Source organism: Vibrio ichthyoenteri ATCC 700023, from assembly GCF_000222605.1.
Classification (GTDB): Bacteria; Pseudomonadota; Gammaproteobacteria; order Enterobacterales; family Vibrionaceae; genus Vibrio; species Vibrio ichthyoenteri.
The window spans coordinates 63,085-88,982 of record NZ_AFWF01000003.1 but is presented as its reverse complement, the minus strand read 5'-3'; the positions used below and the strand labels follow the sequence as shown (position 1 = coordinate 88,982).

Below are 25,898 nucleotides of genomic sequence, written 5' to 3'. Positions count from 1 at the left end.
AATTTCCCCGTGATGAAAGGCCTCCTACAAGGAGGTTTTCTTTTTCTCATATCACCTTCAGTACTAATAGTTAACGGGTAATAGAGCTTTACCCATCACTCAAAAACTGTGAGTAACCGATGTATCTGCCTCCCCCTATTTGTGGCATTCTCAGCCATACTCTATGAAACGGTAAAATGGATGACCTGATATGGACGGCAACTCGCCAAAGCTTTCACTACGCACAATCGAACCGGCTGATTATCCCGAATTGGCTCAGTTAATGGATTTAGTTTTTCATGATGTGGGCGGCTCTTGGCCACGGTTAACCATCATGGATTTAATCCATCAGTTTCCTGATGGGCAAATATGCATTGAAGACAATGGTAAAATTGTTGGTGCAGCGCTAACGATTAAGGTCGATTACAACCGCTTCTCACTGCCGCACCTCTATACCGACATCATTACCGAAAACAACGTAATTCAAAACCAAGTGACCGGTGATGCCATGTATGGTTTGGATGTTTTCGTCCACCCAGACTATCGCGGATTACGCTTGGGGCGTCGCCTTTATGATGCGCGCAAAGAGCTTTGTCGCAGCATGAACTTTAAAGCCATTTTGGCAGGTGGCCGTATTCCGCATTACCACGAGCATGCCAGCGAAGTGAGCGTGGCCGATTATATCGATAAGGTAAAACGCCGCGAGTTGCATGATCCGATCCTTTCTTTCCAGTTGGCGAACGGGTTTGATGTCAAACGTATCATGCGTAATTACCTCCCCGAAGATGATGCCTCTAAAGGCTACGCGACACTGTTGGAATGGGATAACTTCTTCTACGAAGAGGATGTGCAGTCTGTCCACGATGTGGAGAAGACCTTAGTGCGTATTGGCGTAGTGCAATGGCAAATGCGTGCGATGAATGATTTGGAAGATCTGCTCGACCAAGCGGAATTTTTCATCTCATCACTGGCGAACTACAAAGCCGACTTTGCCCTCTTCCCGGAGTTTTTCAATGCGCCATTAATGGGGCTACAAAAAGATCAAAATTCGGTGGAAGCAATTCGTTTTCTTGCCAGCTTTAGTGAGGAAATCAAATACCGTTTTTCGCAAATGGCGGTCACTTACAATATCAATATTATCGCGGGCAGTATGCCGGTTATTGAAGATGACAAGCTGTATAACGTCGCTTATTTGCTGCAACGAGATGGTCAGATAAACGCTCAGTACAAGGTGCATATTACTCCGCACGAAGAGAAGGACTGGGTCATTGATGGTGGCAATAAAGTCACGGTATTTGATACTGATGCTGGCCGTGTGGGCATTTTAATTTGTTACGATAGTGAATTTCCTGAACTTGGCCGCATGATGGCCGAAGAAGGCGTACAGATCATCTTTGTGCCATTTTGGACTGACACCAAAAATGGTTATCAACGAGTACGAATTTGCTCACAAGCACGAGCGATAGAAAATGAGTGTTATGTAGCGATTGGTGGCAGTGTTGGTAATTTACCGCGAGTGGATAATGTGGATATTCAATATGCCCAGTCGGCGGTGTTCTCTCCGTCGGATATTTATTTCCCACATGATGCAACTTTAACCGAGGCCAATGCCAATACTGAAATGATCATTTTTGCTGATGTGGATTTAACCAAGCTCAAACAGCTTAATACCGAAGGATCGGTGACAAATTTACGCCATCGCAGAACCGATTTATATGGCGGTTTTACCCAAGCCAAAATGAAATAAAAAAAAGCCGCTAACTCAAGGTTAGCGGCTTTTTTATTGTGCTTAACTGTTTACTGCAGTGAGCTGGAACTCTTTCAAACGGCTGCTTTGACGCTCAGCCAACTCAGATAAGAAGTTCGATGCTTGGCTTGATTCATCAATGCCAGCCATATTTTGTGCAATGGTATCTTTGATGCCATGCAGCGATTCACTGATCTCTTCTGACGCTTTTGATTGCTGCTCAGCCGCCACCGACATTTCTGTCGAGCTATCATTAATCTCTGCCACTGCTTGCTGAGTTGCCGAAATTTTGTCTACTACGACACTTGATGCTTCACGTACTTCATCCACTTTTTCTAAGCAGCTTTGTACTGTGATTTGCGCAGTATCTGATTGACGTTGCAGCTCTTCGATAATCGATTTGATGTGCTCAGTCGAGTTTTGCGTTTTGCCTGCCAGTGAGCGAACTTCATCTGCCACCACGGCAAAACCACGGCCAAGCTCACCCGCGCGTGCCGCTTCAATCGCTGCATTTAGCGCCAGTAAGTTGGTTTGGTCTGAAATCGCACTGATCACTTCCGCCACTTCACTAATGCTATGACAACGCTGTTTAAGGTTATCGACCACCACCGCGGTTTCACCCAGTTGCGCCGTTAGATCATTGGCACGTTGGCTGTTTTCTTGTGCTAACGATTGGCCCTGCTCACACGCGCTGTAAGCCATGATCGCACGAGATTCCGTGAGTTTAGCTGACTCAGCAACAATTCCTGCAGATGCCGACATCTCAGCCACTGCTGCGGCAATTTGTTGTACTTGTTGGTTCTGCTCTTGTGCGTTAGCTGAGCTTTGTACCATCACGGCCGCTAACTGCGTTGAACTCGCTGACACTTCAGCGCCCTGCCCACGGACTTCATCAATAACACGGCTGATCGACACCACCGTTTCATCGGCATTCATTGCAAGGCGAGCTAACTCATTTTTACCTTTAATGTGCGTTCGGGTTGAGAAGTCTTTGCTCGCCATTGAATGCAATGTCACCGTTAGCTGACCAAAGATCTGGATAAAGTGGCGCACTAGATAGATACAGAAAGCAATCGACACCAACGCCGCTACAATCCAAGAGATCACTTGAACTGAGATAACCTTGTTGATCGTAGCGAGCGAGGTATTATTCGCTTCACCGAGCATTTGCATGTTACGTTCAATGACTGTAACAATGGCAGTACGAATATCACCAGCAAACTCAACACGAGTCGTGGTTGCTTGCTTGTCCGCTTCTAACGCAGCAAAAATAACATCCGTTGAAGTGATATACCCTTGGAAAGTGGTGTCTTTAAAGTTTTTAACCGCAGGTAACCAGTCAAACTCATCTAATATTTTTCCCGCATTGGTTAGGTAACCAAGTGTCTGATCACGGCTTACATCAACACGCATGAAGACATTCATCGACATACTTGAATAGTAACTGTCTAGATTTTTAACCAACTGCTCGCCTTGCTTTTGCCACACCGCAACATCGAGATCATCGTTAACTTCTGCGTATTCCATCACTTCGTTAACCATAGCAAACAACGGCGCCCACATATTTGGTGTATGCGTCCACCACTGTTCGTGAATCAATTCATACTGTTCAACCGTGGTTGATAACGTTTTCGAGTAACCATTCATGTTTTCAAAGACACGTTGCATATCGTCTTTAGTGCCTTGAGACATCGAAGGATTAGCAATAAATTCACTGTTGATCAGATCTTGTGTTTCCTTGATATGATCGTTGATGCCTTGCAGCTCCGCGCGCAATTTCTCAGTATCCGCCATCATCATGTCGCGCGTATCAACGCGGATATTGTTCCAATTATTGTCTAATAGCGCAGCTGATTCAGCGCGTTCAGCGCGTGATGTTGAATACTCAACACCTTGTTTCATTTCTTCTAAAAAGACTAAGATCAAGCAAGAGACAATGGCAGAAGCAAACAGCGATATCCCGACTGGCAACAACAATAATGTACGTAAAGATAAGCTCGTTAACCAAGAAGGCGAGCTGTGTGTATTATTTTTCATTTCTTCTCCAACGATAGAAACTGATAACCTTTTTGTATTTATTTTTTAATGCTGACTTAATACAGTTACAAAGCCACATTGTGTGCTTTAACCTCAAACTGCTTATCCACGAGCAGGTGCTTTACGAAACCATGGTAAGAATCTACTGCTAATAAAATGGCCAAAAATAAAAACCAATCGTTCGAAAAAATTTATCGCACACATTTTGAGTGGCGTCAGAAATACCATTGAGCAGTGCACTTTTTGAACAACATTGTTTTTGTCAAAAGCATTGCTTATATTAATTAAAGGTAAGCTATTGATTTATTTTTGTTTTATTGATTCAATACGAATTGAAATTACATTTAGTTACATAAATAAAAGTAATTTTCGTGACACCGCATCCAAAATCAAAAAATCTCACTCAACAATTTATCCATTTTGCTAGCAAGTTTAACAACGATAATTTTCTGTTTAATTTTCCTTATTTAACTCGCTATCTAACGTTACTTATCGACCCAGCTTATTCACGTTTGTGGCAATCCTTAATAATCAATCACTGTTTTTCTCTTGCATCGCCGTTATTTTTACTGCTTCACATTTAACCTCTTAACAATTGTATAAGCTGATAAATCGAGGCAGTTTAGTTTTATCAACGAGGATTACGCTTAGCGATATATAGTGAGTGGCGCTCAATGGCACACGTTAGCCTCAACACATATCGTTTTTTCATTCTTTAAGGGGGGGGTTATGCAACTCATTCATCATGGTGGTAAAGATACGGTGACAGGCTCTTGTCATGAGCTACGAGTTGACGATCTCGCAATCTTGATCGACTGTGGTTTATTTCAAGGTCAAGATAAGCGCCCTCTTGAAATTGAGTTTGCGATCAAGCATCTCCAAGCCCTATTGCTCACTCATGCCCACATCGACCATATTGGTCGGCTACCTTGGCTGCTCGCACAAGGATTTAAACAGCCCATCTACTGCACGGAGGCTACCGCTGAACTGGCGCCTTTAATGTTAGAAGATAGCTTGAAATTGCAATTGGGCCTCTCCAAGAAACAAGTCAAACGTGTGCTTAAACATATTCAGCATTTACTTCGCCCTCAAGCCTATAACCAATGGTTTGAAATCCCGCCGCTACCTTTCGCTCCCACTCTCGCCACTAGGCAACACGAGCCCTTAAAAGCCCGCTTTCAGCATGCCGGACATATTCTTGGCTCGGCCTATATTGAAGTGTTATTGCCCAATCAAGAGATCGTAGTTTTTTCGGGTGACTTGGGGCCGAGCAATACCCCGCTCTTACCCGATCCTGTGCCCCCATCCCGCGCAGATTATTTGCTGATTGAGTCCACTTATGGCGCAAAAACTCATGACGATATCCAAACTCGTTCAAATCGCTTACTGGCGATCATCGAACGCTCTCTGGCCGATGGCGGCGCGATACTAATCCCGGCCTTTAGTGTTGGACGAACACAAGAATTACTGTTTGATATAGAACAATTGATCCACCAGCAAAAAATCAACGCCAATTTACCCATCATTCTCGATTCGCCGATGGCGCAAAAAGTGACTAAATCTTATCGACGCTTCCAAACCTTGTGGGGCAAAGAAGCCAAACAACGTCTGAATAATCACCGTCATCCCCTCGCGTTTGAACAGTGCATTACGGTAGAAGATCATCGAACTCACCAGCGGCTGGTCAATCGCCTCACTTCCACTGGAGAAGCCGCAATTGTCGTTGCCGCTTCAGGTATGTGCCAAGGTGGGCGGATTATGGATTACTTACAAGCCTTGTTAAGCGACAAGCGGACCGACGTGTTGTTGATCGGTTACCAAGCGCAAGGCACTTTAGGGTGGGTGATACAAAGTGGCGATAAGCAGGTAATCATGGATGACCAAGTCATCGATATCCATGCTCAAGTGCATACAATGTCTGGCTATTCTGCCCATGCAGATCAAACCGATTTACTGCGTTTTATTGAAGGGATTTCGCCCCCACCTAAAGAGGTGCATTTGATTCATGGTGAGGTGGCATCAAAAACTCAGTTTGCCAAGTTACTCCAAACAAAGGGCTATCAATGTATCGTCCCTTAACAAAGGAGAGCCCTAATCATCGAGTAGCTTAATAAAATAGACCCGATAAAAAAAGAGCGCCGTTAGAGGCGCTCTTCGTCATTACATTTTGGGGGAGAATGACTAAATTTTATTGCACGTGTTCATACTGACAACGTGCGCTTTTTATTACTTACACTAGAGCGTATTATGCCGTCGCTGGTTGATGACCATTTGCGCCTTCATTCATACAGTCAGCCACAAACTGAGCACGGGCACCTAAGATAATCTGTACGCCATGCTTACCCACTTTAATCACGCCCATCGCGCCCAACGCTGTAATGCCGTCTTCATCAATGATAGAAACATCTTTGACTTCCAAGCGCAGACGGGTAATACACGCGCCGACCGTGGTGATGTTACCTCGACCACCTAACAGCTTAGTTATTTCCGTCGCCAGTTCATCGTTCTCTAACGTGATCTCTTTGCGTTCTGTATCTTCACGACCAACGGTTTTTAGATTGAATTTTCGAATCGCAAATCGGAATACCGTGTAGTAAATGGCCGCCATACATGGACCCCAAATTAACACGTTGATCCAGTTGGTTTTAAAACCATCCATACTTGGCAGAACACCAAAAGAAATGAAGTCAATAATACCCGCAGAGAAGGTTTTACCAATGTGCACATCTAACGCATAAGTCACCGCGTAAGAGACCCCAGCCATGATAGCGGAGAAGATATACAGCACTGGCGCGACAAAGATAAAGGCGAACTCAACCGGCTCAGTAATGCCGGTAACAAATGATGTTAGCGCCGCCGAGCCCAAAATACCCGCCGCAATTTTTTTGTTCTTGTCTTTGGCTTCGTGGTACATCGCCAAACACGCCGCTGGGAAAGCAAACATGTAGATAGCGAAGTTACCTGAAAGGAATTTGCCGGCATCCACATATTGCTCGGTAGAGAAATCTTTCACGCCATCTTCCAGCATTTTGAACCAAATGGTGTGGTCACCATTAACCACCGAACCCGCTGCAGTGGTGTATTCACCAAACGAGAACCAATAAGGGCTATAGAAAATATGGTGCAAACCAACCGGAATCAGAGCGCGCTCCATAAACCCATAGATAAAGGTAGAGAGGTACATGTTGCCACCGTTCGCCATGTGCGACAGTGCATCAATCCCTGATTGGATGTAAGACCAGATGTAAGGTAATACAAGGCCGATAAGAAACGCAGCAAAAGCAGTAACAATAGGAACGAAGCATTTACCGGCGAAGAAACCAAGAAAATCAGGCAGTTTGGTATCAAAGAACTTCTGATACATAGTTGCGGCGAGAATACCGGCTATCAAGCCACCAAATACGCCGGTTTGTAGGGTAGGAATACCCATCACCATTGCATAACGACCACCCGACATCGCCATTTCGGGGGTAATGCCGAGTGCAACGCCCATAGTGGCATTCATGACCACCATACCAACGATTGCCGCTAATGCTGCGATACCGGATTCTTTAGTTAAACCTACCGCAGCACCAACCGCGAATAGCAGTGCTAGGTTATCAAAGATGACCCCGCCAGCGCGCATCATTAGCGGCATGTCGAGTTTTGCACCGAAGGCGAGTAACAAGCCCGCGGCAGGTAGGATTGAGATCGGTAACATCAACGCTTTGCCGATTGAGGAAAGCTTTGATAAACCACTCTTAAGACTGTCTATCATAATTCATGTCCATCTGTTGTTGTAAGGTACTTTTTCGTAAGGTACTTTGCCAACAACGATTCTATCGAGATAGTTCAAGTCTAAGGTTGCAAATTGCGAGTGGTTTGTAAGCTCCCTCTTACAAACCAGAATTGTTTTACATTCGTTTTTAATAAATGAAAATATCAGCTATTCAATCATTTATGAGCTTTAGGATCATGATGATCTTTTTACTCATCATGCAGCATTAACTCTTGTAGCCTTCCCTATTGATCATCGTTTTTCACTCCGCGTAACGAGTGATAAAACGTCATAATAGTGAGGATAATAAACCCGCTCACAAGGCCAATAATGCCGTTACCGATAACTGAGTAAGTCGGCGTCACATAAGGGATCACTGGCAACATATTCACCACACTGGTCAAGCCATGATGTACAAATGGCAAACTGTGCACCACGATGCCACCCCCAACTAAAAACATCGCGATAGTGCCGACAACCGTTAGGATTTTCATTAGCTTTGGCGCCATTGCGACCAAGCCGTTACCAAGGGAACCTAATATGCCCTGCCCACCGCTTTTGCGTTGCAGATAAAAGCCTAAGTCATCCATCTTAACGATGCCGGCCACTAGGCCATACACACCAATCGTCATCAAAATGGCAATCAAGCTCATCACTAATACTTGAGTCAGGAATGGATGTCCTTGCACTGTGCCTAGCGCAATCACAATAATCTCAGCCGAGAGGATAAAATCGGTACGAATCGCCCCTTTAATTTTCTTCTGCTCGTAATCGCTAAGATCTTCGGCCGAGGATTCGATTTCCGCTTTATGCTCTGCTTGTTCTGTTGAGCTTGCATGATGGAAAAACTTCTCATGCACTTTCTCTGCCCCTTCAAAACACAAGAACAAGCCACCAATCAGCAACAAGGGCGTGATGAGCCAAGGCGCAATCGAACTGATCAATAAGGCCGCAGGAACCAAAATCAGCTTATTGCGAAAAGAGCCTTTGGCTACGCCCCACACCACCGGAATTTCTCGCTCGGCGCGCACACCCGACACTTGCTGCGCGTTTAATGCCAGATCATCACCCAGCACCCCTGCGGTTTTTTTCGCCGCGACTTTCGACATCAGCGCTACATCATCCAATACCGAAGCAATGTCATCGAGTAGTGTCAGTAAACTTAACCCTGCCATTTTGTTTCCTTATTTTTTGTTTCTAAACCCGTATTCTCGCGGGTTTAAAGCTTTTATCGCATTGGGATCATCATAGGCCATAAACACTTATTGACGCTGTAAATAAAACTAAAGGCGCCCATAAGGCGCCTAAAAAAAGACAAAAATAACTAGTAAAACGATTACGCTTGCAGTGCTTGATTTAAATCTTCAAGAATGTCATCGATGTGCTCAATGCCTACCGATAAGCGAATCATTTCAGGATACACCCCCGCCTTGGCTTGCTCTTCAGTACTCATCTGGCGATGTGTCGTTGAAGCAGGATGACAAGCGAGTGATTTCGCATCACCAATATTGACCAAACGCTTGAAGATTTGCAGCGCATCATAGAATCGCACGCCAGCGTCATAGCCATCTTTAAGACCGAACGACAAAATCGCCGACGGCTTACCTTGCATGTACTTTTCAGCGAGTGGGTAGAATGGTGAGTCCACTAAACCGGCGTAGCTAACCCAACTCACCTTCTCATGCTGCTGCAGGTATTGGGCGACTTTCAGCGCATTCTCTGTATGGCGCTCCATGCGCAGCGATAAGGTTTCTAACCCTTGCATCAGCATAAACGCATTCATTGGTGATAGTGCGGCGCCCGTGTTACGCAGTGGTACGGTACGTGCCCGACCAATAAATGCCGCGGGGCCAAATGCTTCGGTGTACACCACGCCATGATAAGAAGGCTCTGGTTGATTCATCACTGGGAAACGTTCTTTGTGCTCCGTCCAAGGGAAGGTGCCAGCATCAATGATCGCGCCGCCTAATGTCGTACCATGGCCACCGACGTATTTGGTGAGCGAGTGCACCACGATGTCAGCGCCAAACTCAATCGGCTTGCACAGTGCAGGAGTCGCTACGGTGTTATCGACAATCACAGGCACACCCTGCGCGTGCGCCACTTCGGCGACGCGTTCAAGGTCGATAATATTACCCGCTGGGTTACCAATGCTTTCGCAATAAACCGCCTTGGTATTTTCATCGATCAATTCCGCTAAGCTTTCCGGTTTATCGTCTTTGGCGAAACGCACTTCAATACCTTGCTTTGGTAGCATGTGGGCAAACAAGGTGTAAGTACCGCCATAGAGCTGCGGAGTGGAAACGATGTTATCGCCCGCTTCAGCCAAAGTTAAAATCGCATAGTTAATTGCCGCACTCCCCGCGCTGACAACCAAACCCGCAATGCCACCTTCTAACGCAGCCATACGTTTTTCGAGAACATCATTGGTCGGGTTCATGATTCGGGTGTAGATATTCCCCGGAACTTCGAGGTTAAAAAGATCCGCGCCGTGTTGGGCGCTATCAAATTCATAGGCCACTGTTTGATAGATTGGTGTCGCGACAGACTTGGTGGTGGGCTCAGTTTCATAACCGAAGTGAATCGCGAGGGTTTCGTCTTTCATAAATCATCCGTGAAGTTTGTATTTGATATTTGATAATGCGCCTTTCTGCTTGATGAATAAAGCATCAACTAGAGGACATTTGATGCTGGTCGGCGAAATGATCTTCAATTGCTTTTCCTAGGCGAATTCGTGATAACTCAATAATACAAATCACTAACCAAGCTCACATTTTTAGAGTAGAACACTAATGAAAGTGGGCGATGTAACGCTGACTAAAGTCTGCATATCCCTTCAAAGACCAACGATCCAAACAAAATCTCTCCTTATAAGCTTGGTAAATATCAAAAAGTAATAAAACCTTAATATCTTGTGCTCCACATCACGCTCATCACAATTAAAGCAGGTTTTATTTAACATTTTAATTACATACAGGTTAATATTTGTCGACACGATAAATACAAAAATAAACACAACATTGCTATACATAGCTAACAGGGAAAATGCTTATGCAGTCTTTAGTTGATTTTCTGAATGGAATCATTTGGAGCCCCGCACTGATTTATTTATGCCTAGGTGCGGGCTTGTTTTACTCAATCACCACTCGGTTTGTTCAAGTTCGCCACTTTTTCGAAATGTGGCGCTTATTACTTTCAGGCAAGAGTTCAGAGAAAGGTATTTCATCTTTCCAAGCTCTTGCCGTGTCGCTATCTGGCCGTGTGGGCACGGGTAATATTGCCGGCGTGGCCGCAGCGATAGGATTTGGGGGACCAGGTGCGGTGTTTTGGATGTGGATGGTGGCCTTTTTTGGTGCAGCAACCGCTTATGCAGAATCCACTTTGGCACAAATTTATAAGGAAGAAGATAACGGCGAATTCCGTGGTGGCCCAGCTTATTACATCGAGAAAGCGATGGGACAACGCTGGTACGCCTGGATTTTTGCCATCGCTACGATTTTTGCCTGTGGTGTGTTATTACCAGGGGTGCAATCAAACAGCATTGGTAATGCGGTTGAAGCGGCATTTGGTAGTGGTGAGATGATTGAAACAGCGGTCGGCACCTTCAGTTTTGCCAAAATCCTCACCGGCACCGTTATCTCGATTATTCTAGCCTTCATTATTTTTGGTGGGGTAAAACGCATTGCCCACTTTACTCAAGTGGTTGTGCCATTCATGGCGCTGGCCTATATCATCACTGCGTTTGTGATTATCCTACTCAACATCAGCGAAGTACCACGCATCTTCTCAATGATCATTGGCGATGCCTTCACGCCAATGGCCGGTTTTGGTGCTGCAATTGGTTGGGGGGTGAAACGCGGGGTTTACTCTAACGAAGCAGGGCAAGGTACAGGCCCACATGCGGCAGCAGCAGCGAACGTGGAACACCCAGCTCAACAAGGCTTAGTGCAGTCGTTTTCTATCTATATTGATACACTATTAGTCTGTTCAGCCACTGCGTTTATGATTCTTATCACTGGCGCTTACAACGTCCATGGTGCTGCTGAAGGAGCATTTTTAGTCCAACAGCTTTCTGCTGATATCAGCGCTAATGGCCCAGTATTTACCCAAATGGCGATTGAAAGTGCGCTACCGGGGATCGGTAAACCGTTTATTGCTGTTGCCCTGTTCTTCTTCTCATTCACGACGGTATTGGCCTACTACTACATTGCCGAAACGAACATTGCTTACATCCGACGAACTTTCAAAGTCAGTGGGCTGATGTTCATACTTAAGTTAGTGATCATCTCATCAGTGTTCTACGGCACGGTGAAAACCGCCAATCTGGCGTGGGCGATGGGCGATGTTGGTGTCGGACTCATGGCATGGCTCAACATTGTTGGTATTCTGATCATCTTCTTCTTATCAAAACCAGCTTTAAAAGCACTGAAAGATTACGAAGAGCAACAAAAGCAAGGCGTCACTGAATACACCTTTAATCCAATAAAATTGGGGATCAAAGGCGCTCACTACTGGGAAGAGAGATATCGTCGCAAAACGGGGGATAACCCGATCGACGAAGAAAAAACTGAGGTCGTATCACAGCCCTCAATAAAATAAGAAAAAGCGGTGTACAAAAAAGGGTTAGCCAATGGCTAACCCTTTTCATTACATTAGAACAATAGCGCGATTAAGCAGCAACTTGCTCAGCAGCAACGATTGGCTTGATACGCTTTTCGCCAACTGGCAGCACGACACGACCGAATTCGTTGTTTAACACTTGAGCCATTGCGAAGTAGATTGCGCTTGCGCCACAGAAAATACCTTCGATACCAGCGATAGTGCCGATAACTGAGCTACCAGTGAAATCACGTGCAGCAAGTAGGAAGAATAGGATCGTTAGAGAACCAAATACCACTTGCTTCGCTACTGGGTAGCAAAGAGAACCGATAAACATGAAGCCTGTGAAGATACCCCAAAGTGCTAGGTACCAACCCATGAAGCTTGCTGGGCTTGGTGCAAGACCCATGTTAGGCATTACAAGAATACCCACTAGAGTCAGCCAGAAAAGACCGTAAGAAGTGAAAGCAGTAGTACCGAAGGTGTCGCCACGCTTAAAGCACATCATGCCAACAAGAACTTGGCCAAGGCCACCGTAGAAGATGCCCATTGCTAGGATCATTGAATCGATTGGAAAAAAGCCTGCGTTATGGATGTTAAGCAGGATAGTTGTCATACCGAAACCCATTAGGCCTAGTGGGGCTGGGTTAGCCAGTTTTGTTGACATTGGCGCGTACCTTTCAAAAATGTTTATAAAAATTACGCGCGAATTTTAAGGTACACCCGATTAAACACAAGAAGCGAGTAACGCAAACTTAGATTACACAAATACGAAATCAGACGAATAATCCAAACGACTTAATCATGACCTTTTAAAACAAACGGACAAACGCATTAACGTAGATTTTTTAATCAAAGTTGACTGCTTTTTTGCTATTTACAATCACGCTAATCTGCTCAAATAAAAAGCAACTGATCCTGGCGCTTCATCAGTTGCATGAATGGGAAACGGTTAACAATGACTAGGTATCGGCTTGATACAGTTTTTGCCCCAATGCTGTTTTGGTCAACAAGAAATAGAGCGCCAATTGTACTGAAAGAGCGAAAATAAGTGTCAGTGGTGATGCGGTTACCCCTGCGAACAAGAAGCCAACCAATGCAATCATACCATTCACCATTGCATAAGGCAGTTGAGTCCGAAAGTGTTCATATTGCTCACAAGCTGCGCCCGTTGACGAAAGGATTGTCGTTTCTGAAATTGGTGAGCAATGATCGCCAAACAAACCACCCGATAGAACCGCACCAATACACACCAACAATGGCGCATCAATAGCGACTGCGGTTGGGATAACTAACGGCATCATTATCGCAAACGTTCCCCAAGATGAACCGGTTGCAAACGAAATAATCGCCGCCAATAGAAACGCGATCGCTGGTAATAACCAATGTGGGAATCCAGCTTGGGCTTGCTCTGCAATATAGGCCGCCGCCCCGAGTTCTTTACCAACAGAACTGAGTGACCAAGCAAGGATCAAAATCACAGCCACCGACATCATCCCTGACATTCCCTTTAGGTAAACCTGGATGCTGTCCGCCATTTTTCTTACGCCGTAAAAGGCCATTAAACTGATTAACGTAAATGCTGCAAACAAATATGCGGTAGAAAGCGCCGCGCGAAAAGTCGATCCGGCGATTTTTTGGAAAGGAAAACCTTGTGGGACGAGCATCGAACACAACACCACCAGCATCACTAACAACGGCGCCCAAACAAAAGACGACTTTGCATTTTTATGCGTAAAGGCTTGATGCTGTTCTTGCTCAGAAGGCTGGTTAATTATGCCCTGCTCAGCTTGCTTCTCTGCCTGTGCCATCGGACCGAAGTCCAGTTTGAAAATCGAAATAATCGGTACAATCGCGATCGCTAGGAATGCATAAAATTGATAAGGAATCGCGCCAATGAACGCATCCCAATCACTCATACCAACGTTCAATTGAGTGAACTCTTTTTGGATCAACCCCATGATATAGACGCCCCAACCAATGAATGGGACCAGAATTGCAACAGGAGAAGAGGTAGAGTCGATAATAAATGCCAGTTTCTGACGCGATATTTTAAGCTTATCAAATAACGGCCTGAACACCGGGCCAACAATTAACGGCGTGCCTAGATCAGAGAAAAAAATAACGATGCCACCCAGCCATGCGGAAAGTTGAGCTTGGCATTTATTGGCAACCAATTTCGTCACGCGCTCAGCAAAGGCAACACCACCACCGGATTTTTCCATCAGGGCAACAAAGCCACCAATAAACACCAAGAGCAAAATAACGCCCGCGTTATAACTGTCCGTTAGCTGCGGTAAAAGATAGCTTTTCATTAATGCGCTAAATGAATCAAGCAATCCGGTTTGAACAAACGTGCCTTCTAGCATCGCAACGCCGCTGATCACGCCCGCAAATAAACCCAAAACAACATTTCTTGTTGTGAGAGCCAGAACCAAAGTGACGATAATAGGTAAAAGAGAGAAGATGCCGGGCTGTTCCATAATAAAATCCATTTTGTATATTTAACCACTAAAAGTGAATGTACATACAACAACCCATCTTGTATATAAATACTAATTCAAAAGTTTATATCCGTATTCATTATTGATTGCTATGGCATTTAGATATAAAAAAACCAGCCCTAAGGCTGGTTCTTATCACAATCGTTTAAGCGGAAATTATTCCCACTCAATCGTTGCTGGTGGCTTACCAGAAATGTCATACACCACGCGTGAAATACCGTCTACTTCGTTAATGATACGGTTAGAAACCTTACCTAGGAAGTCGTATGGTAAGTGCGCCCAGTGAGCCGTCATAAAGTCGATGGTTTCTACCGCACGTAGCGATACAACCCAATCGTATTTACGGCCATCGCCCATTACACCTACAGAGCGTACTGGCAGGAACACAGTGAATGCTTGAGAAACTTTGTTGTAAAGATCCGCAGCGTGTAGCTCTTCAATGAAGATAGCATCTGCGCGACGTAGCAAGTCACAGTACTCTTTTTTCACTTCACCAAGGACACGAACACCAAGGCCTGGTCCTGGGAATGGGTGGCGGTAAAGCATGTTGTATGGCAGACCAAGTTCTAGACCGATCTTGCGTACTTCATCTTTAAATAGCTCACGTAATGGCTCAACCAAGCCCATTTCCATATCGTCTGGCAAACCGCCTACGTTATGGTGAGATTTGATCACGTGTGCTTTGCCTGTCTTAGACGCCGCTGATTCGATAACGTCTGGATAGATCGTACCCTGCGCTAGCCATTTAGCATTGGTCAGTTTCTTTGATTCTTCATCAAAGATATCAACGAAAACGTGGCCGATGATTTTACGTTTTGCTTCTGGCTCAGACACGCCTTCAAGTGCTTTAAGGAAACGCTCTTCTGCGTCAACTTTAATGATGTTTAGACCAAACTGATCACCAAACATCTCCATCACTTGCTGGCCTTCATTTAAACGTAGTAGACCGTTATCAACGAATACACACGTTAGCTTGTCACCGATTGCACGGTGCGCAAGCATTGCCACAACAGATGAATCCACACCACCAGATAGGCCAAGAATCACTTCATCGTCACCTACTTGCTCTTTAATACGAGCAACCGCGTCTTCGATGATTGATTCAGAAGTCCATAGACGCTCACAACCACATACGTTTAGTACGAAGTTTTCTAGCATCTTAAGGCCGTTTTTGGTGTGCGTTACTTCTGGGTGGAACTGAACGCCATAGTATTTCTTCTCTTCATTCGCCATTGCTGCGTAAGGACAAGTGTCCGTTTGCGCAATCTTAGTGAAGTCAGATGGGATTTCGATAACTTTGTCACCGTGGCTCATCCACACATCTTGTGTCGCTTCAAGGCCAGCGAACAGTGCTGATTCGCCCGTCACTTGTACTGCAGCGTAACCAAATTCGCGCTCAGTAGAACCTGCTACTTTACCGCCAAGTTGCTCAGCCATGGTCTGCATGCCGTAACATACACCAAATACAGGAACACCAGAGTCGAATACATATTGAAGAGCTCGTGGAGAGTTTGCTTCAGTTACACTCTCAGGGCCACCAGATAGAATGATGCCATCTGGATTGAATTCACGAATATCCGCTTCTTCTACATCCCAGCTCCAAAGCTCACAGTAAACACCGATCTCACGAACACGGCGTGCTACTAGCTGAGTGTACTGAGAACCGAAGTCCAGAATCAGAATACGTTGGTCATGAATATTTTTAGTCATTTTGGGCAGTCTTATAAGCTGAGTTATTACAACGGAGGCGAGTTTACCCGCCTCACATTAATGCTTCAAGGAAAAAGCAAACGTTTACGTAAGATAAATTCTATCGAAAGAATTAACCTCGACGGTAGTTTGGCGCTTCCTTAGTGATCTGAACGTCGTGTACGTGAGATTCAGCCATACCTGCACCTGAGATACGAACAAATTCTGCTTTAGTACGCATTGCTTCGATCGTTGCTGAGCCAGTTAGACCCATGCTTGAACGTAGACCACCCATTTGTTGGTGAACGATCTCTTTCAAGTGACCTTTGTATGCGATACGACCTTCGATACCTTCTGGAACTAGCTTGTCTGCTGCGTTATCAGATTGGAAGTAACGATCTGAAGAACCTTGTGACATTGCGCCTAGTGAGCCCATGCCGCGGTAAGATTTGTATGAACGACCGTTGTAAAGAATGACTTCACCCGGTGCTTCTTCTGTACCTGCGAACATTGAACCAACCATCACACATGATGCACCAGCTGCGATTGCTTTACAGATATCACCAGAGAAACGGATACCGCCATCAGCGATAACTGGAATGCCGTACTCGTTTGCTACTTCTGCCGCATCTGCGATAGCAGTTACTTGAGGAACACCTACGCCGGTTACGATACGAGTGGTACAGATTGAACCTGGGCCAATACCCACTTTCACTGCGCTTACACCCGCTTCGATAAGCGCTTTAGCACCAGCTCCTGTTGCAACGTTACCACCAATGATGTCTAGATCAGGGAATGCAGCGCGAGTTTCGCGGATACGATTTAGAACACCTTCAGAGTGACCGTGTGAAGAGTCGATAAGTAGAACGTCAACACCCGCTTCAACCAATGCTTGAACACGTTCTTCGTTACCAGCGCCAGCACCAACGGCTGCGCCAACACGTAGACGACCTTGCGCATCTTTACATGCGTTAGGTTTGGTTTCTGCTTTGTGGAAATCTTTTGCGGTGATCATACCGGTCAGTTGGAACTCATCGTTCACGACCAATACTTTTTCAACACGAGCGCTGTGCATTTTCTCTTGAACTTCTTCACGAGATGCACCTTCTTTAACTGAAGCCAAACGCTCTTTAGGCGTCATAACTACATTCACTTTCTTACTTAAATCAGTAACAAAGCGCACATCACGACCGGTGATGATACCAACAAGCTCGTTGCTTTCAGTCACTACAGGGAAACCAGCAAAGCCGTGTTTTCTTGTTAGTTCTACGACATCAGCAATCGTTGCATCTGGGTGTACTGTTACAGGGTGAGTAACAACGCCCGCTTCGAAGATTTTCACTTGGTGAACCATCTCAGCTTGTTGCTCGATAGACATGTTCTTATGAATGAAACCAATACCGCCTTCTTGCGCAAGGGCAATAGCAAGACGAGCTTCAGTAACTGTGTCCATAGACGCAGAAATCATTGGGATGTTCAGAGAAATGTTTTTCGTTAGCTGAGTGCGAAGATCAGCTGTGTTTGGGAGAACAGTGGAGTGAGCTGGCACGAGTAGTACGTCATCGAATGTCAGCGCTTCTTTGGCAATTCTTAGCATTTGCAATATCTCACAAGTAGAGGAGTAAAAAAAACAATCCAGTCTCATCGTTTCGCATAATGAGGGCAATTCGTCAGGGTGACTCGTTGCATTTGGATTAGATATTGCGGTGGGATTATACGGTTAACGCATACGCTTGACCACTAATTTTTTTAATTTTTTTCTTGCATTTACCCCCTTGCTATGTATTATATTTCCGCTAACTTCCATACCCACGCCCACGGAATTTAGCTGTGTCATCTCTGACCAATCAAAACATCTTCACTGTTTCTCGTCTAAATGCCGAAGTTCGCTTATTACTCGAAAATGAAATGGGAATTGTCTGGTTAGTTGGCGAGATTTCCAACTTCTCTGCACCTGTCTCTGGCCACTGGTATCTCACACTCAAAGATTCCCGCGCCCAAGTAAAATGCGCCATGTTCCGTGGCAACAATCGTCATGTCAGTTTCAAGCCTACCAATGGCAATCAAGTTTTAGTTAAAGCTCGTCTCTCTCTGTATGAACCGCGTGGTGATTATCAATTAATCATCGAAAGCATGCAGCCTGAAGGTGACGGTCGCTTACAACAACAATTTGAAGAACTGAAGATGAAGTTGGCCAGTGAAGGATTGTTTGCCCAAACCAGCAAGCAAATCTTACCTGAGCACCCTAAGTGCGTTGGCGTTATCACCTCGAAAACAGGCGCAGCCCTATTCGACATCTTAGATGTGTTAAAGCGTCGTGACCCTTCTCTGCCCGTGGTGATTTACCCAACCATGGTACAAGGCGAAGAAGCGGCAATTCAGATCGCTCAAGCGATTGGCCGAGCCAATACACGTAACGAGTGTGATGTGTTGATCGTGGGTCGTGGTGGCGGCTCACTCGAAGATCTGTGGTGCTTTAATAATGAAATCGTTGCCCGTACGATCGCTGCCAGCCAGATCCCGATCATCAGTGCCGTCGGTCATGAGATCGATGTGACGATCGCAGACTTTGTCGCCGATATGCGTGCCCCTACCCCTTCGGCAGCTGCTGAATTGGTTAGCCGTGATAATAGCCACAAAGCGCAAGGCATCGCCGGACGTGAGCAAAAGCTGTTTGCTGCATGGCGCTACTATCTGTCACAACAAAAGCAGCAAGTTAACCGCCTACAACATCGCTTAGAAAGGCAGCACCCTAGCCAACAATTGCAACGTCAAAGCCAGCAGCTGGATGAATTGGATGGTCGATTCCAACGTGCGATGCAACGTTTCATCGCGCAACATCAACAAAAATTAGAGCGACAACTACACCGCATCCAACTGAATTCACCGGCTAAGCGTTTAAGCGCGCAACAAGCAGCCCTTGCACGTGTTGAACAGAAGCTGTTAGATGCCATGGATAGAAAGCTGCTCAATACTCGTCATCAGCTCGCATTAGCCGCAGAGAAGCTAGATACCGTCAGCCCACTAGCAACGTTAAAGCGGGGTTATTCCATAACCCAAGATGCACAAGGCCAAGTGGTTCAATCGGCTAACGATGTGAAAACGGGCGACACTCTGGTCACCCGCTTAGCCAATGGCGAAGTTCATTCAACCGTAAATTAATTCCGGTTCAGCATAGATAACGCCGCTTACATAAGCGGCTTTCTTTTATCAAGCCCAAGCATATTGCCTATTCTTGCTTTTGAAATTCAAATCGTGCGCGTGATTTGGATTTGAGTTCATTACAGCTATTACTATGACAAAAATAGCTTGCCGCTCCACACGCCTGCAACTTCTCTAATTCAGCTTCGCAATCAGGACAAAATGCTACTTTCTTGAAATCTGCATCGCAATGCTCGCAGTGATAATGACCTTGCCACTGTAAATCTTGACTGCATTGTGGACACTGGTTTTCGCTCATTTTTATGCTTCCTTGTGAATTCTGATCATATTGTGGATCGTACGCTTTAAATCGGCTTTGATCTTCGTCACGTCACACAATAGCAGGCTTCTGATTGACCAAAGAGCCTCAATTCGGTCACGATGATCTTTATAGGATCATCGGCTAAATACAAGTTGATCAGCGATCAGCACCGAAAAGAACATTTATATAACCACACACCGAAAGCATAAGTTACATGTTCTGCATTTGGATTTATAACGATATCTAATCCTGCCAAACCCAATTGGTTTCAATTTTTCAGAGTTTTATAAAAGCAAGCTGCTTATTTACTCATTCCAATTACATCGGTCTGCATTTCAATGTAATTTGGCTGTGTTTCTTGCAGCTTCACTTGTACACTTTCCAGCTCAGACAAGTTACTAATGTGACTTCCGCCACAAGGCATTATCGCTCTAGCCTGCTCTCCGAGATCACACTGCCAGTAACGAGAGTCAGTAAGGTGATCCCCATCACATCTCATTTCAACTTCAGCCGCAATCAAAAGCCACTGACTAACCTGTTGATTAATAAGGGTTTCTATTTCATTCAGTTGTTCTACCATTTCTGCACTATTTAAGCCACGCTTGCGTAATGTCTTACCTAAGCGGTAGCTATCGAGGCATCGATCCGGTGTCACAAAACTGGTCTCTTGCGCATAGCTATTAAAATCGTTGTAACCGTGCGGATCTTTACGCTCTGCATCTTTACGCCAGTAACCTTGAGTAGAAAGCACTTTGTTGAGTGCTAAGAAAGCCAAATGTCCTGCGCTGTGACCGCGACTCAAAGACTGTTGGTACGCTTTATCGACCACCAAGGTCACTTTATCAGCAACGTTGAGTGTGTATTCGCCGCTTTCGTCTAAACAATGCACAACGACAAATACCCAGCCCGGTTCATTACGTTTTACGCTAATCGCCTTATCAACACACAACTGGCCGCTGTTGAGCTCTACCGCCCCGACAAGACAATCGACGATCGCGATTTGTTGTGCACCAATCTTGATAAACCCACGATCGGCTGGATGATCGGGCCAAATATGGCTAACTGGATGAAATGGGGTTTGATCGGTAACGAGATACAGACGCTGATCCTCACGTTGAATAAGTTGAACGTTCGCGTCTAACTGCCACGTTTGGTGGCAAAACTGTGTGATGGTTGCGGTGACGGGAGTCATTACTGCTGCGGTCATTGGAGTCGGCGCCCTAGCTGGTTGACAAAAAATGGTGAATTAAATTTAGATATAAAAAAAGCGCCTCTATTGTAGGCGCTTTTCTCTTGAAACGATCAAACTGACGTTATTTGTTACGATTCTTAACCATGCTCATCATGCGTTTACGGTTACGCTCTTGAGATAGTGTCATCTTAGTCGTTTTGCCTTCGAACGGGTTTTCACTATTCTGGAATTGAATACGAATAGGTGTGCCCATGATCTCTAGCGACTTACGGTAGTAGTTCATTAAGAAGCGCTTGTATGAATCAGGCAGTTCTTTCACTTGGTTACCGTGAATAACGATGATTGGTGGGTTATAACCACCCGCGTGTGCGTATTTCAGTTTCACACGGCGACCACGTACCATTGGTGGTTGGTGATCATCGGTTGCGTTTTTCATGATACGCGTCAGAACAGAAGTACCTACACGCGTCGTTGCCGAGTTGTATGCTTCTTGTACTGATTCAAAAAGGTGACCAACACCTGTACCATGAAGCGCAGAGATGAAGTGGATACGTGCAAAGTCTACGAAACCTAAACGGCGATCAAGCTCTTTCTTCACTTGCTCTTTCACGTCGTTGTTTAGACCATCCCACTTGTTTACTGCAAGTACGATTGAACGACCAGAGTTTAGCGCAAAGCCAAGTAGGCTTAGATCTTGATCAGAAATGTTTTCGCGTGCATCGATAACCAATAGAACAACGTTGGCATCTTCAATCGCTTTCAATGTTTTAACTACTGAGAACTTCTCAACCGTTTCATTGATGTTTTTGCGACGACGAATACCTGCTGTATCGATCAATACGTATTCACGACCATCACGTTCCATTGGAATGTAGATAGAGTCACGAGTAGTACCCGGCATGTCATACACGACAACGCGTTCTTCACCAAGAATACGGTTAGTTAGTGTTGATTTGCCCACGTTTGGACGACCGATGATAGCCATCTTAATTGGCTGATCTTGAAGACGCTTGAACTCTTCTTCTGCTTCTTCTTCAGTGTAATCTAGCTTTTCTTCATCTTCGTCGATGAAGTCAGTCAAATCTTCGATTTCACCTTCGCCTTTTGAATCTTCGATCATTTTTTCCGCAAATGGATTCAAAGCTAGGTCAATCAACTGACCAACACCACGGCCATGAGCCGCTGCGATTTGGTACATATCGCCCATGCCAAGCTGCCAGAAATCTGCGCTTGCTGCATCAGGGTCAATACCATCGACTTTGTTTACTACCAGCATCGCCGGCTTTTCAATCTTACGTAAATGCGTTGCAATTGCTTGGTCAGCTGGCGTTAAACCTGCGCGACCATCAACAAGGAATAGCACCACATCAGCTTCATCAATCGCCGCTAGCGATTGCTGTGCCATTTTGGTTTCTACACCTTCTTCCGAGCCATCAATACCACCGGTATCGATAACGATGAAATCATGCTCACCAAGCTTAGCTTGGCCATATTTACGGTCACGAGTTAAGCCAGGGAAGTCCGCTACCAGCGCGTCACGCGTGCGAGTTAAACGGTTAAACAACGTAGACTTACCTACGTTCGGACGCCCTACCAGAGCAACAACAGGAACCATAACAACCTCTACAATATTCTTTTCTTATGTAGTTATAGGTAACGACTGACAATTTTGCTTATTGCCAAGCTCATCACCAAATAGTTACCTATAACCACAATTTCAGGATTAAACACTTGTTTTATATGAACAAAACGGCCCCTATCTGTCACCAGAAAGGAGCCGAATGTGAATTATATCACGAAATTATTGACTGATCGTTAGTTTCTTTACATCGCCATCGCGAGTGATAATTACGTAACCATCATCCAATTGCACCGGTGGCACCGCGAAACCGCTGCTGTCCACTTCTTGTTGTGCAACAAACTCACCTGTTGAACGGTCAATCCAGTAAAGGTAGCCTTCACTGTCACCGACAACTAGGTAGTTATCAATAATCTCTGGAGCCGTCACTAAGCGGTGTTCTAACTGCTTATTGCTCCATAGCTCCGTACCGCTACGTGCATCAACAGCAACGATATGATCTTTGTCTGTCACGACAAATAAACGGCTACCATCATTGGCCAAATCAGTGGCTGATGAGTAACTGCGTTTCCAAGCCGGTTGACCTGAACGCAAATCAATTGCCGTCAATTGACCGTTGTAACCCACAATGTAAAGCACACCACCCAGAATCACTGGAGACGCGTCAACATCAACGATACGGTCGATTTCTGTTGCGCCTTTTGGTGTACCAATTGGTTGTTGCCAAATCAATTGACCACGCTGAACAATCGCAGCGGCTAGACGACCATTTGCCGTCCCCCAGAATACACCGCCAGAAACAGTAACTGGAGCACTATTACCACGTAGCGTTAGGTTAGGTACTTCGGTACCAATCGCCCACTTTTGCTCGCCGGTAACTTGATTCAACGCCAGCAAGAAACCTTCGCTGGTATGAACAAGAACGAGGTTTTCATCAGTCGCCGGCGCTGCCAACACTTCACCTTGAACACCAACGCGCCAAATAAGCTCGCCAGTTTCTTGGTTTAGTGCAATCACTTCGCCATTTTCACTGCCAATAAACAGTTTGTCGTAAGCAGCCGTAATGCCACCTGAAAGACGTGCTGGCACATCTTCTTCTAGCTCGACTTGCCATAATGTTTCGCCACTTTCCGGATTGAGGGCTTTCACCACACCATCACGACTTGCGACAAACACTTTGCCATAAGCAAATTCAGGCGACAGTTTTGAGAAGTATCGATCGACACCATCTCCTACCGACGCGCTCCACACTGAGGTTGGCGTAAACTCACTATCAACTTGAGGCACTGGTGCCATGATGATGGTGTCTTCTTCGCTCGCACAACCCGCTAGTACACCTACGATGGCAACAGCAGTTAATGCCTTGTTCAGCATTTTCTTCATCCAAAAAGCCCTTACTTGGCGAGATCATCCAATTTCATTTTCAGTACTTCTGTTGCATCACCCGCTTGTTGTGCCTCGGTGTATGCGGCATAAGCACCTTCTGCATCGCCTTTACGCAGTAAGATATCGCCTTTCAGTTCTTCAACACGACCTGTCCAACCAGCATCGGTAATATTTGCTAGCTGTGCAATTGCGCTATCAAAGTCACCTTGCTCTGCTTGTAGGCGAGCAAGACGGAAATTGATAACCGCTAATAGCGCTTGATCTTGAGTTGCGTCTTTTGCCCATTGGAGTTGAGTTATTGCCTCATCCAATTGGTTTGCTTCCACTTGTACTTTTGCCAACTGAAGTGCTGCCAAAATGCTGTATTCAGATTCACCGTTCGCTTCAATGAACGATTGCACTTGCGTTTCAGCTTGAGCGCCCGTAGCCGCTAAACTTTCCATCGCTTTGGTATAACTTGCAGAAGCCGCTTCTTGAGCCTCTAGTGTTGTATCTTGGTAAAAGCGCCAGCCAAATAAACCACCTAGGCCAATAACTGCACCAAAGATCACGGCTTTACCGTTCTCTTTCCACCAATCTTTGATCGCTTCAACTTGTTGTTCTTCGGTATCGTAGAGTTCCACTTCCTGTCCTCTTAACATCAGAAAAGTGGCGAGTCAGATCGCCACTTTCAAAATTTAAATTCGATTAGATAAATTCAGCTAATTTCGCGATAACGTCAGCTTGGCTGTAAGTTTCTTGCGTACCGCCAACCAAGTCTTTCAATACAACGCTGTTGTCTGCCACTTCGTTTTCACCCAACACAAGAGCAACAACCGCACCAACTTTATCTGCACGTTTGAACTGCTTCTTAAAGTTGCCACCACCAAAGTGGTTCATTACACGCAGGCCTGGTACTTGTTCGCGTAGCTGTTCAGACAGCTTCATGCCCGCCATCATAGTACCTTCGCCAGCTGTCACCATGTAAACGTCAACACTGCGACGTACATCAGTCAGCTCTAGTGTTTCAAGCATCAATACCAGACGCTCTAGACCCATAGCAAAACCGACGGCTGGTGTTGGCTTACTGCCTAGTTGTTCAACTAGACCGTCATAGCGACCACCACCACAAACTGTTCCTTGAGAACCAAGGCTTTCAGTGATCCATTCAAAGACAGTACGGTTGTAGTAATCAAGGCCACGAACTAAACGTTCGTTAACTTTATATTCGATACCCGCAGCATCAAGAAGTTCACATAGACCAGCAAAATGTTGCTTAGATTCTTCGCCTAAATACTCAGAAAGACGAGGAGCATCACCTAGAATTGCCTGAACGTCAGGATTCTTCGTATCCAGAACACGCAATGGGTTAGTGTGCATACGACGCTTACAATCTTCGTCTAGCACATCGATGTGCTGTTCAAGGAATGCAACCAATGCAGTACGGTACTCTGCGCGATCTTCTTGAGAGCCGATAGAGTTAAGCTCAAGACGAACATGTTCATTGATACCCAGCTCACGCCATAGACGTGCTGTCATCATAATCAGCTCAGCATCAACATCTGGACCATTTAGACCAAACACCTCAACACCACACTGGTGGAATTGACGGTAACGGCCTTTCTGCGGACGCTCATGGCGGAACATAGGGCCCATGTACCACAGACGCTGTTCGTCACGGTTGATCAGGCTGTTTTGAATACATGCACGTACACAACCCGCAGTACCTTCAGGGCGAAGTGTTAGGCTATCGCCGTTACGATCATCAAAGGTGTACATTTCTTTTGAAACGACGTCTGTCTCTTCACCAACTGCGCGGCTGAATAGGTTTGTTTCTTCAACGATTGGCATGCGCACTTCGTTATAACCGTATGCGCTAACTACGTTTTTCACTGTGTTTTCAAGTTTTTGCCACAGTGGTGATTGAGTTGGAAGGCAGTCGTTCATGCCTCGGATTGCTTGAATAGTTTTTGCCACAATAATTACC

At 45.5% G+C, this 25,898-nt stretch carries 18 protein-coding genes; 4 read left to right on the top strand and 14 right to left on the bottom strand.

Annotation, left to right across the window (positions count from 1 at the left end):
• Window positions 1-190: 190 nt before the first annotated feature.
• A complete protein-coding gene (locus tag RH85_RS00365) occupies window positions 191-1,726 on the top strand; it encodes a bifunctional GNAT family N-acetyltransferase/carbon-nitrogen hydrolase family protein (protein WP_006710178.1) in 1,536 nt (511 codons plus the stop codon).
• Window positions 1,727-1,768: 42 nt separating this feature from the next.
• Here RH85_RS00365 and RH85_RS00360 read toward each other — a convergent pair whose 3' ends face one another.
• Window positions 1,769-3,763, bottom strand: coding sequence for a methyl-accepting chemotaxis protein (locus RH85_RS00360; RefSeq protein ID WP_039948282.1), 1,995 nt, complete (start codon window positions 3,761-3,763; stop codon window positions 1,769-1,771).
• A gap of 729 nt (window positions 3,764-4,492) precedes the next feature.
• Here RH85_RS00360 and RH85_RS00355 point away from each other — a divergent pair.
• On the top strand, window positions 4,493-5,842 hold the full coding sequence (locus RH85_RS00355) for an MBL fold metallo-hydrolase RNA specificity domain-containing protein (RefSeq protein ID WP_006710175.1): 1,350 nt from the start codon (window positions 4,493-4,495) through the stop codon (window positions 5,840-5,842).
• 166 nt (window positions 5,843-6,008) lie between these two features.
• On the opposite strand, the gene RH85_RS00350 is transcribed toward RH85_RS00355, so the two are convergent.
• The 3 genes from RH85_RS00350 to RH85_RS00340 all read right to left on the bottom strand — a co-directional run bounded on the left by RH85_RS00350 (window position 6,009) and on the right by RH85_RS00340 (window position 10,125).
• Complete coding sequence (locus RH85_RS00350) at window positions 6,009-7,520, bottom strand: PTS transporter subunit EIIC (RefSeq protein ID WP_006710174.1); 1,512 nt, start codon at window positions 7,518-7,520, stop codon at window positions 6,009-6,011.
• Window positions 7,521-7,765: 245 nt separating this feature from the next.
• Window positions 7,766-8,695, bottom strand: coding sequence for a DUF808 domain-containing protein (locus RH85_RS00345; protein WP_006710173.1), 930 nt, complete (start codon window positions 8,693-8,695; stop codon window positions 7,766-7,768).
• Window positions 8,696-8,856: 161 nt separating this feature from the next.
• On the bottom strand, window positions 8,857-10,125 hold the full coding sequence (locus RH85_RS00340; protein WP_006710172.1) for an O-acetylhomoserine aminocarboxypropyltransferase/cysteine synthase family protein: 1,269 nt from the start codon (window positions 10,123-10,125) through the stop codon (window positions 8,857-8,859).
• 446 nt (window positions 10,126-10,571) lie between these two features.
• Here RH85_RS00340 and RH85_RS00335 point away from each other — a divergent pair, with 446 nt between their 5' ends.
• Window positions 10,572-12,119 (top strand): alanine/glycine:cation symporter family protein, encoded by a 1,548-nt coding sequence (locus RH85_RS00335; protein ID WP_006710171.1) that lies wholly within the window; start codon window positions 10,572-10,574, stop codon window positions 12,117-12,119.
• A gap of 70 nt (window positions 12,120-12,189) precedes the next feature.
• Here the strand turns inward: RH85_RS00335 and RH85_RS00330 are convergent, their stop codons facing one another.
• The 4 genes from RH85_RS00330 to guaB all read right to left on the bottom strand — a co-directional run bounded on the left by RH85_RS00330 (window position 12,190) and on the right by guaB (window position 17,909).
• A complete protein-coding gene (locus tag RH85_RS00330) occupies window positions 12,190-12,786 on the bottom strand; it encodes an acetate uptake transporter (protein ID WP_006710170.1) in 597 nt (198 codons plus the stop codon).
• A gap of 295 nt (window positions 12,787-13,081) precedes the next feature.
• Window positions 13,082-14,602, bottom strand: a complete 1,521-nt coding sequence (locus tag RH85_RS00325) for a Na+/H+ antiporter NhaC family protein (protein WP_006710169.1) — start codon at window positions 14,600-14,602, stop codon at window positions 13,082-13,084.
• A 177-nt stretch (window positions 14,603-14,779) separates the two neighbouring features.
• The gene (guaA, locus tag RH85_RS00320; RefSeq protein ID WP_006710168.1) at window positions 14,780-16,333 is read right to left on the bottom strand and encodes a glutamine-hydrolyzing GMP synthase; all 1,554 of its coding nucleotides are present in this window, start codon (window positions 16,331-16,333) and stop codon (window positions 14,780-14,782) included.
• Window positions 16,334-16,445: 112 nt separating this feature from the next.
• Entirely contained in the window at window positions 16,446-17,909 is a 1,464-nt protein-coding gene (gene guaB, locus RH85_RS00315) for an IMP dehydrogenase (protein WP_005594225.1), read from the bottom strand.
• Window positions 17,910-18,142: 233 nt separating this feature from the next.
• Here guaB and xseA point away from each other — a divergent pair, with 233 nt between their 5' ends.
• Window positions 18,143-19,474 (top strand): exodeoxyribonuclease VII large subunit, encoded by a 1,332-nt coding sequence (gene xseA, locus RH85_RS00310; protein WP_006710167.1) that lies wholly within the window; start codon window positions 18,143-18,145, stop codon window positions 19,472-19,474.
• A gap of 67 nt (window positions 19,475-19,541) precedes the next feature.
• Here xseA and RH85_RS00305 read toward each other — a convergent pair whose 3' ends face one another.
• The 6 genes from RH85_RS00305 to hisS form a co-directional block, all read right to left on the bottom strand.
• Complete coding sequence (locus RH85_RS00305; protein ID WP_006710166.1) at window positions 19,542-19,772, bottom strand: zinc ribbon domain-containing protein; 231 nt, start codon at window positions 19,770-19,772, stop codon at window positions 19,542-19,544.
• Between the two features lie 304 nt (window positions 19,773-20,076).
• A complete protein-coding gene (locus RH85_RS00300) occupies window positions 20,077-20,982 on the bottom strand; it encodes an alanyl-tRNA editing protein (protein ID WP_006710165.1) in 906 nt (301 codons plus the stop codon).
• 106 nt (window positions 20,983-21,088) lie between these two features.
• The gene (der, locus tag RH85_RS00295) at window positions 21,089-22,582 is read right to left on the bottom strand and encodes a ribosome biogenesis GTPase Der (protein WP_006710164.1); all 1,494 of its coding nucleotides are present in this window, start codon (window positions 22,580-22,582) and stop codon (window positions 21,089-21,091) included.
• Between the two features lie 186 nt (window positions 22,583-22,768).
• Window positions 22,769-23,929 carry an outer membrane protein assembly factor BamB gene (gene bamB / locus RH85_RS00290; protein WP_006710163.1) on the bottom strand — a complete coding sequence of 387 codons (1,161 nt, stop codon included), beginning with the start codon at window positions 23,927-23,929 and terminating at the stop codon, window positions 22,769-22,771.
• An 11-nt stretch (window positions 23,930-23,940) separates the two neighbouring features.
• Window positions 23,941-24,555, bottom strand: a complete 615-nt coding sequence (locus RH85_RS00285; protein ID WP_006710162.1) for a YfgM family protein — start codon at window positions 24,553-24,555, stop codon at window positions 23,941-23,943.
• A 64-nt stretch (window positions 24,556-24,619) separates the two neighbouring features.
• Window positions 24,620-25,888, bottom strand: a complete 1,269-nt coding sequence (hisS, locus tag RH85_RS00280; protein WP_039948280.1) for a histidine--tRNA ligase — start codon at window positions 25,886-25,888, stop codon at window positions 24,620-24,622.
• Window positions 25,889-25,898: the final 10 nt, after the last annotated feature.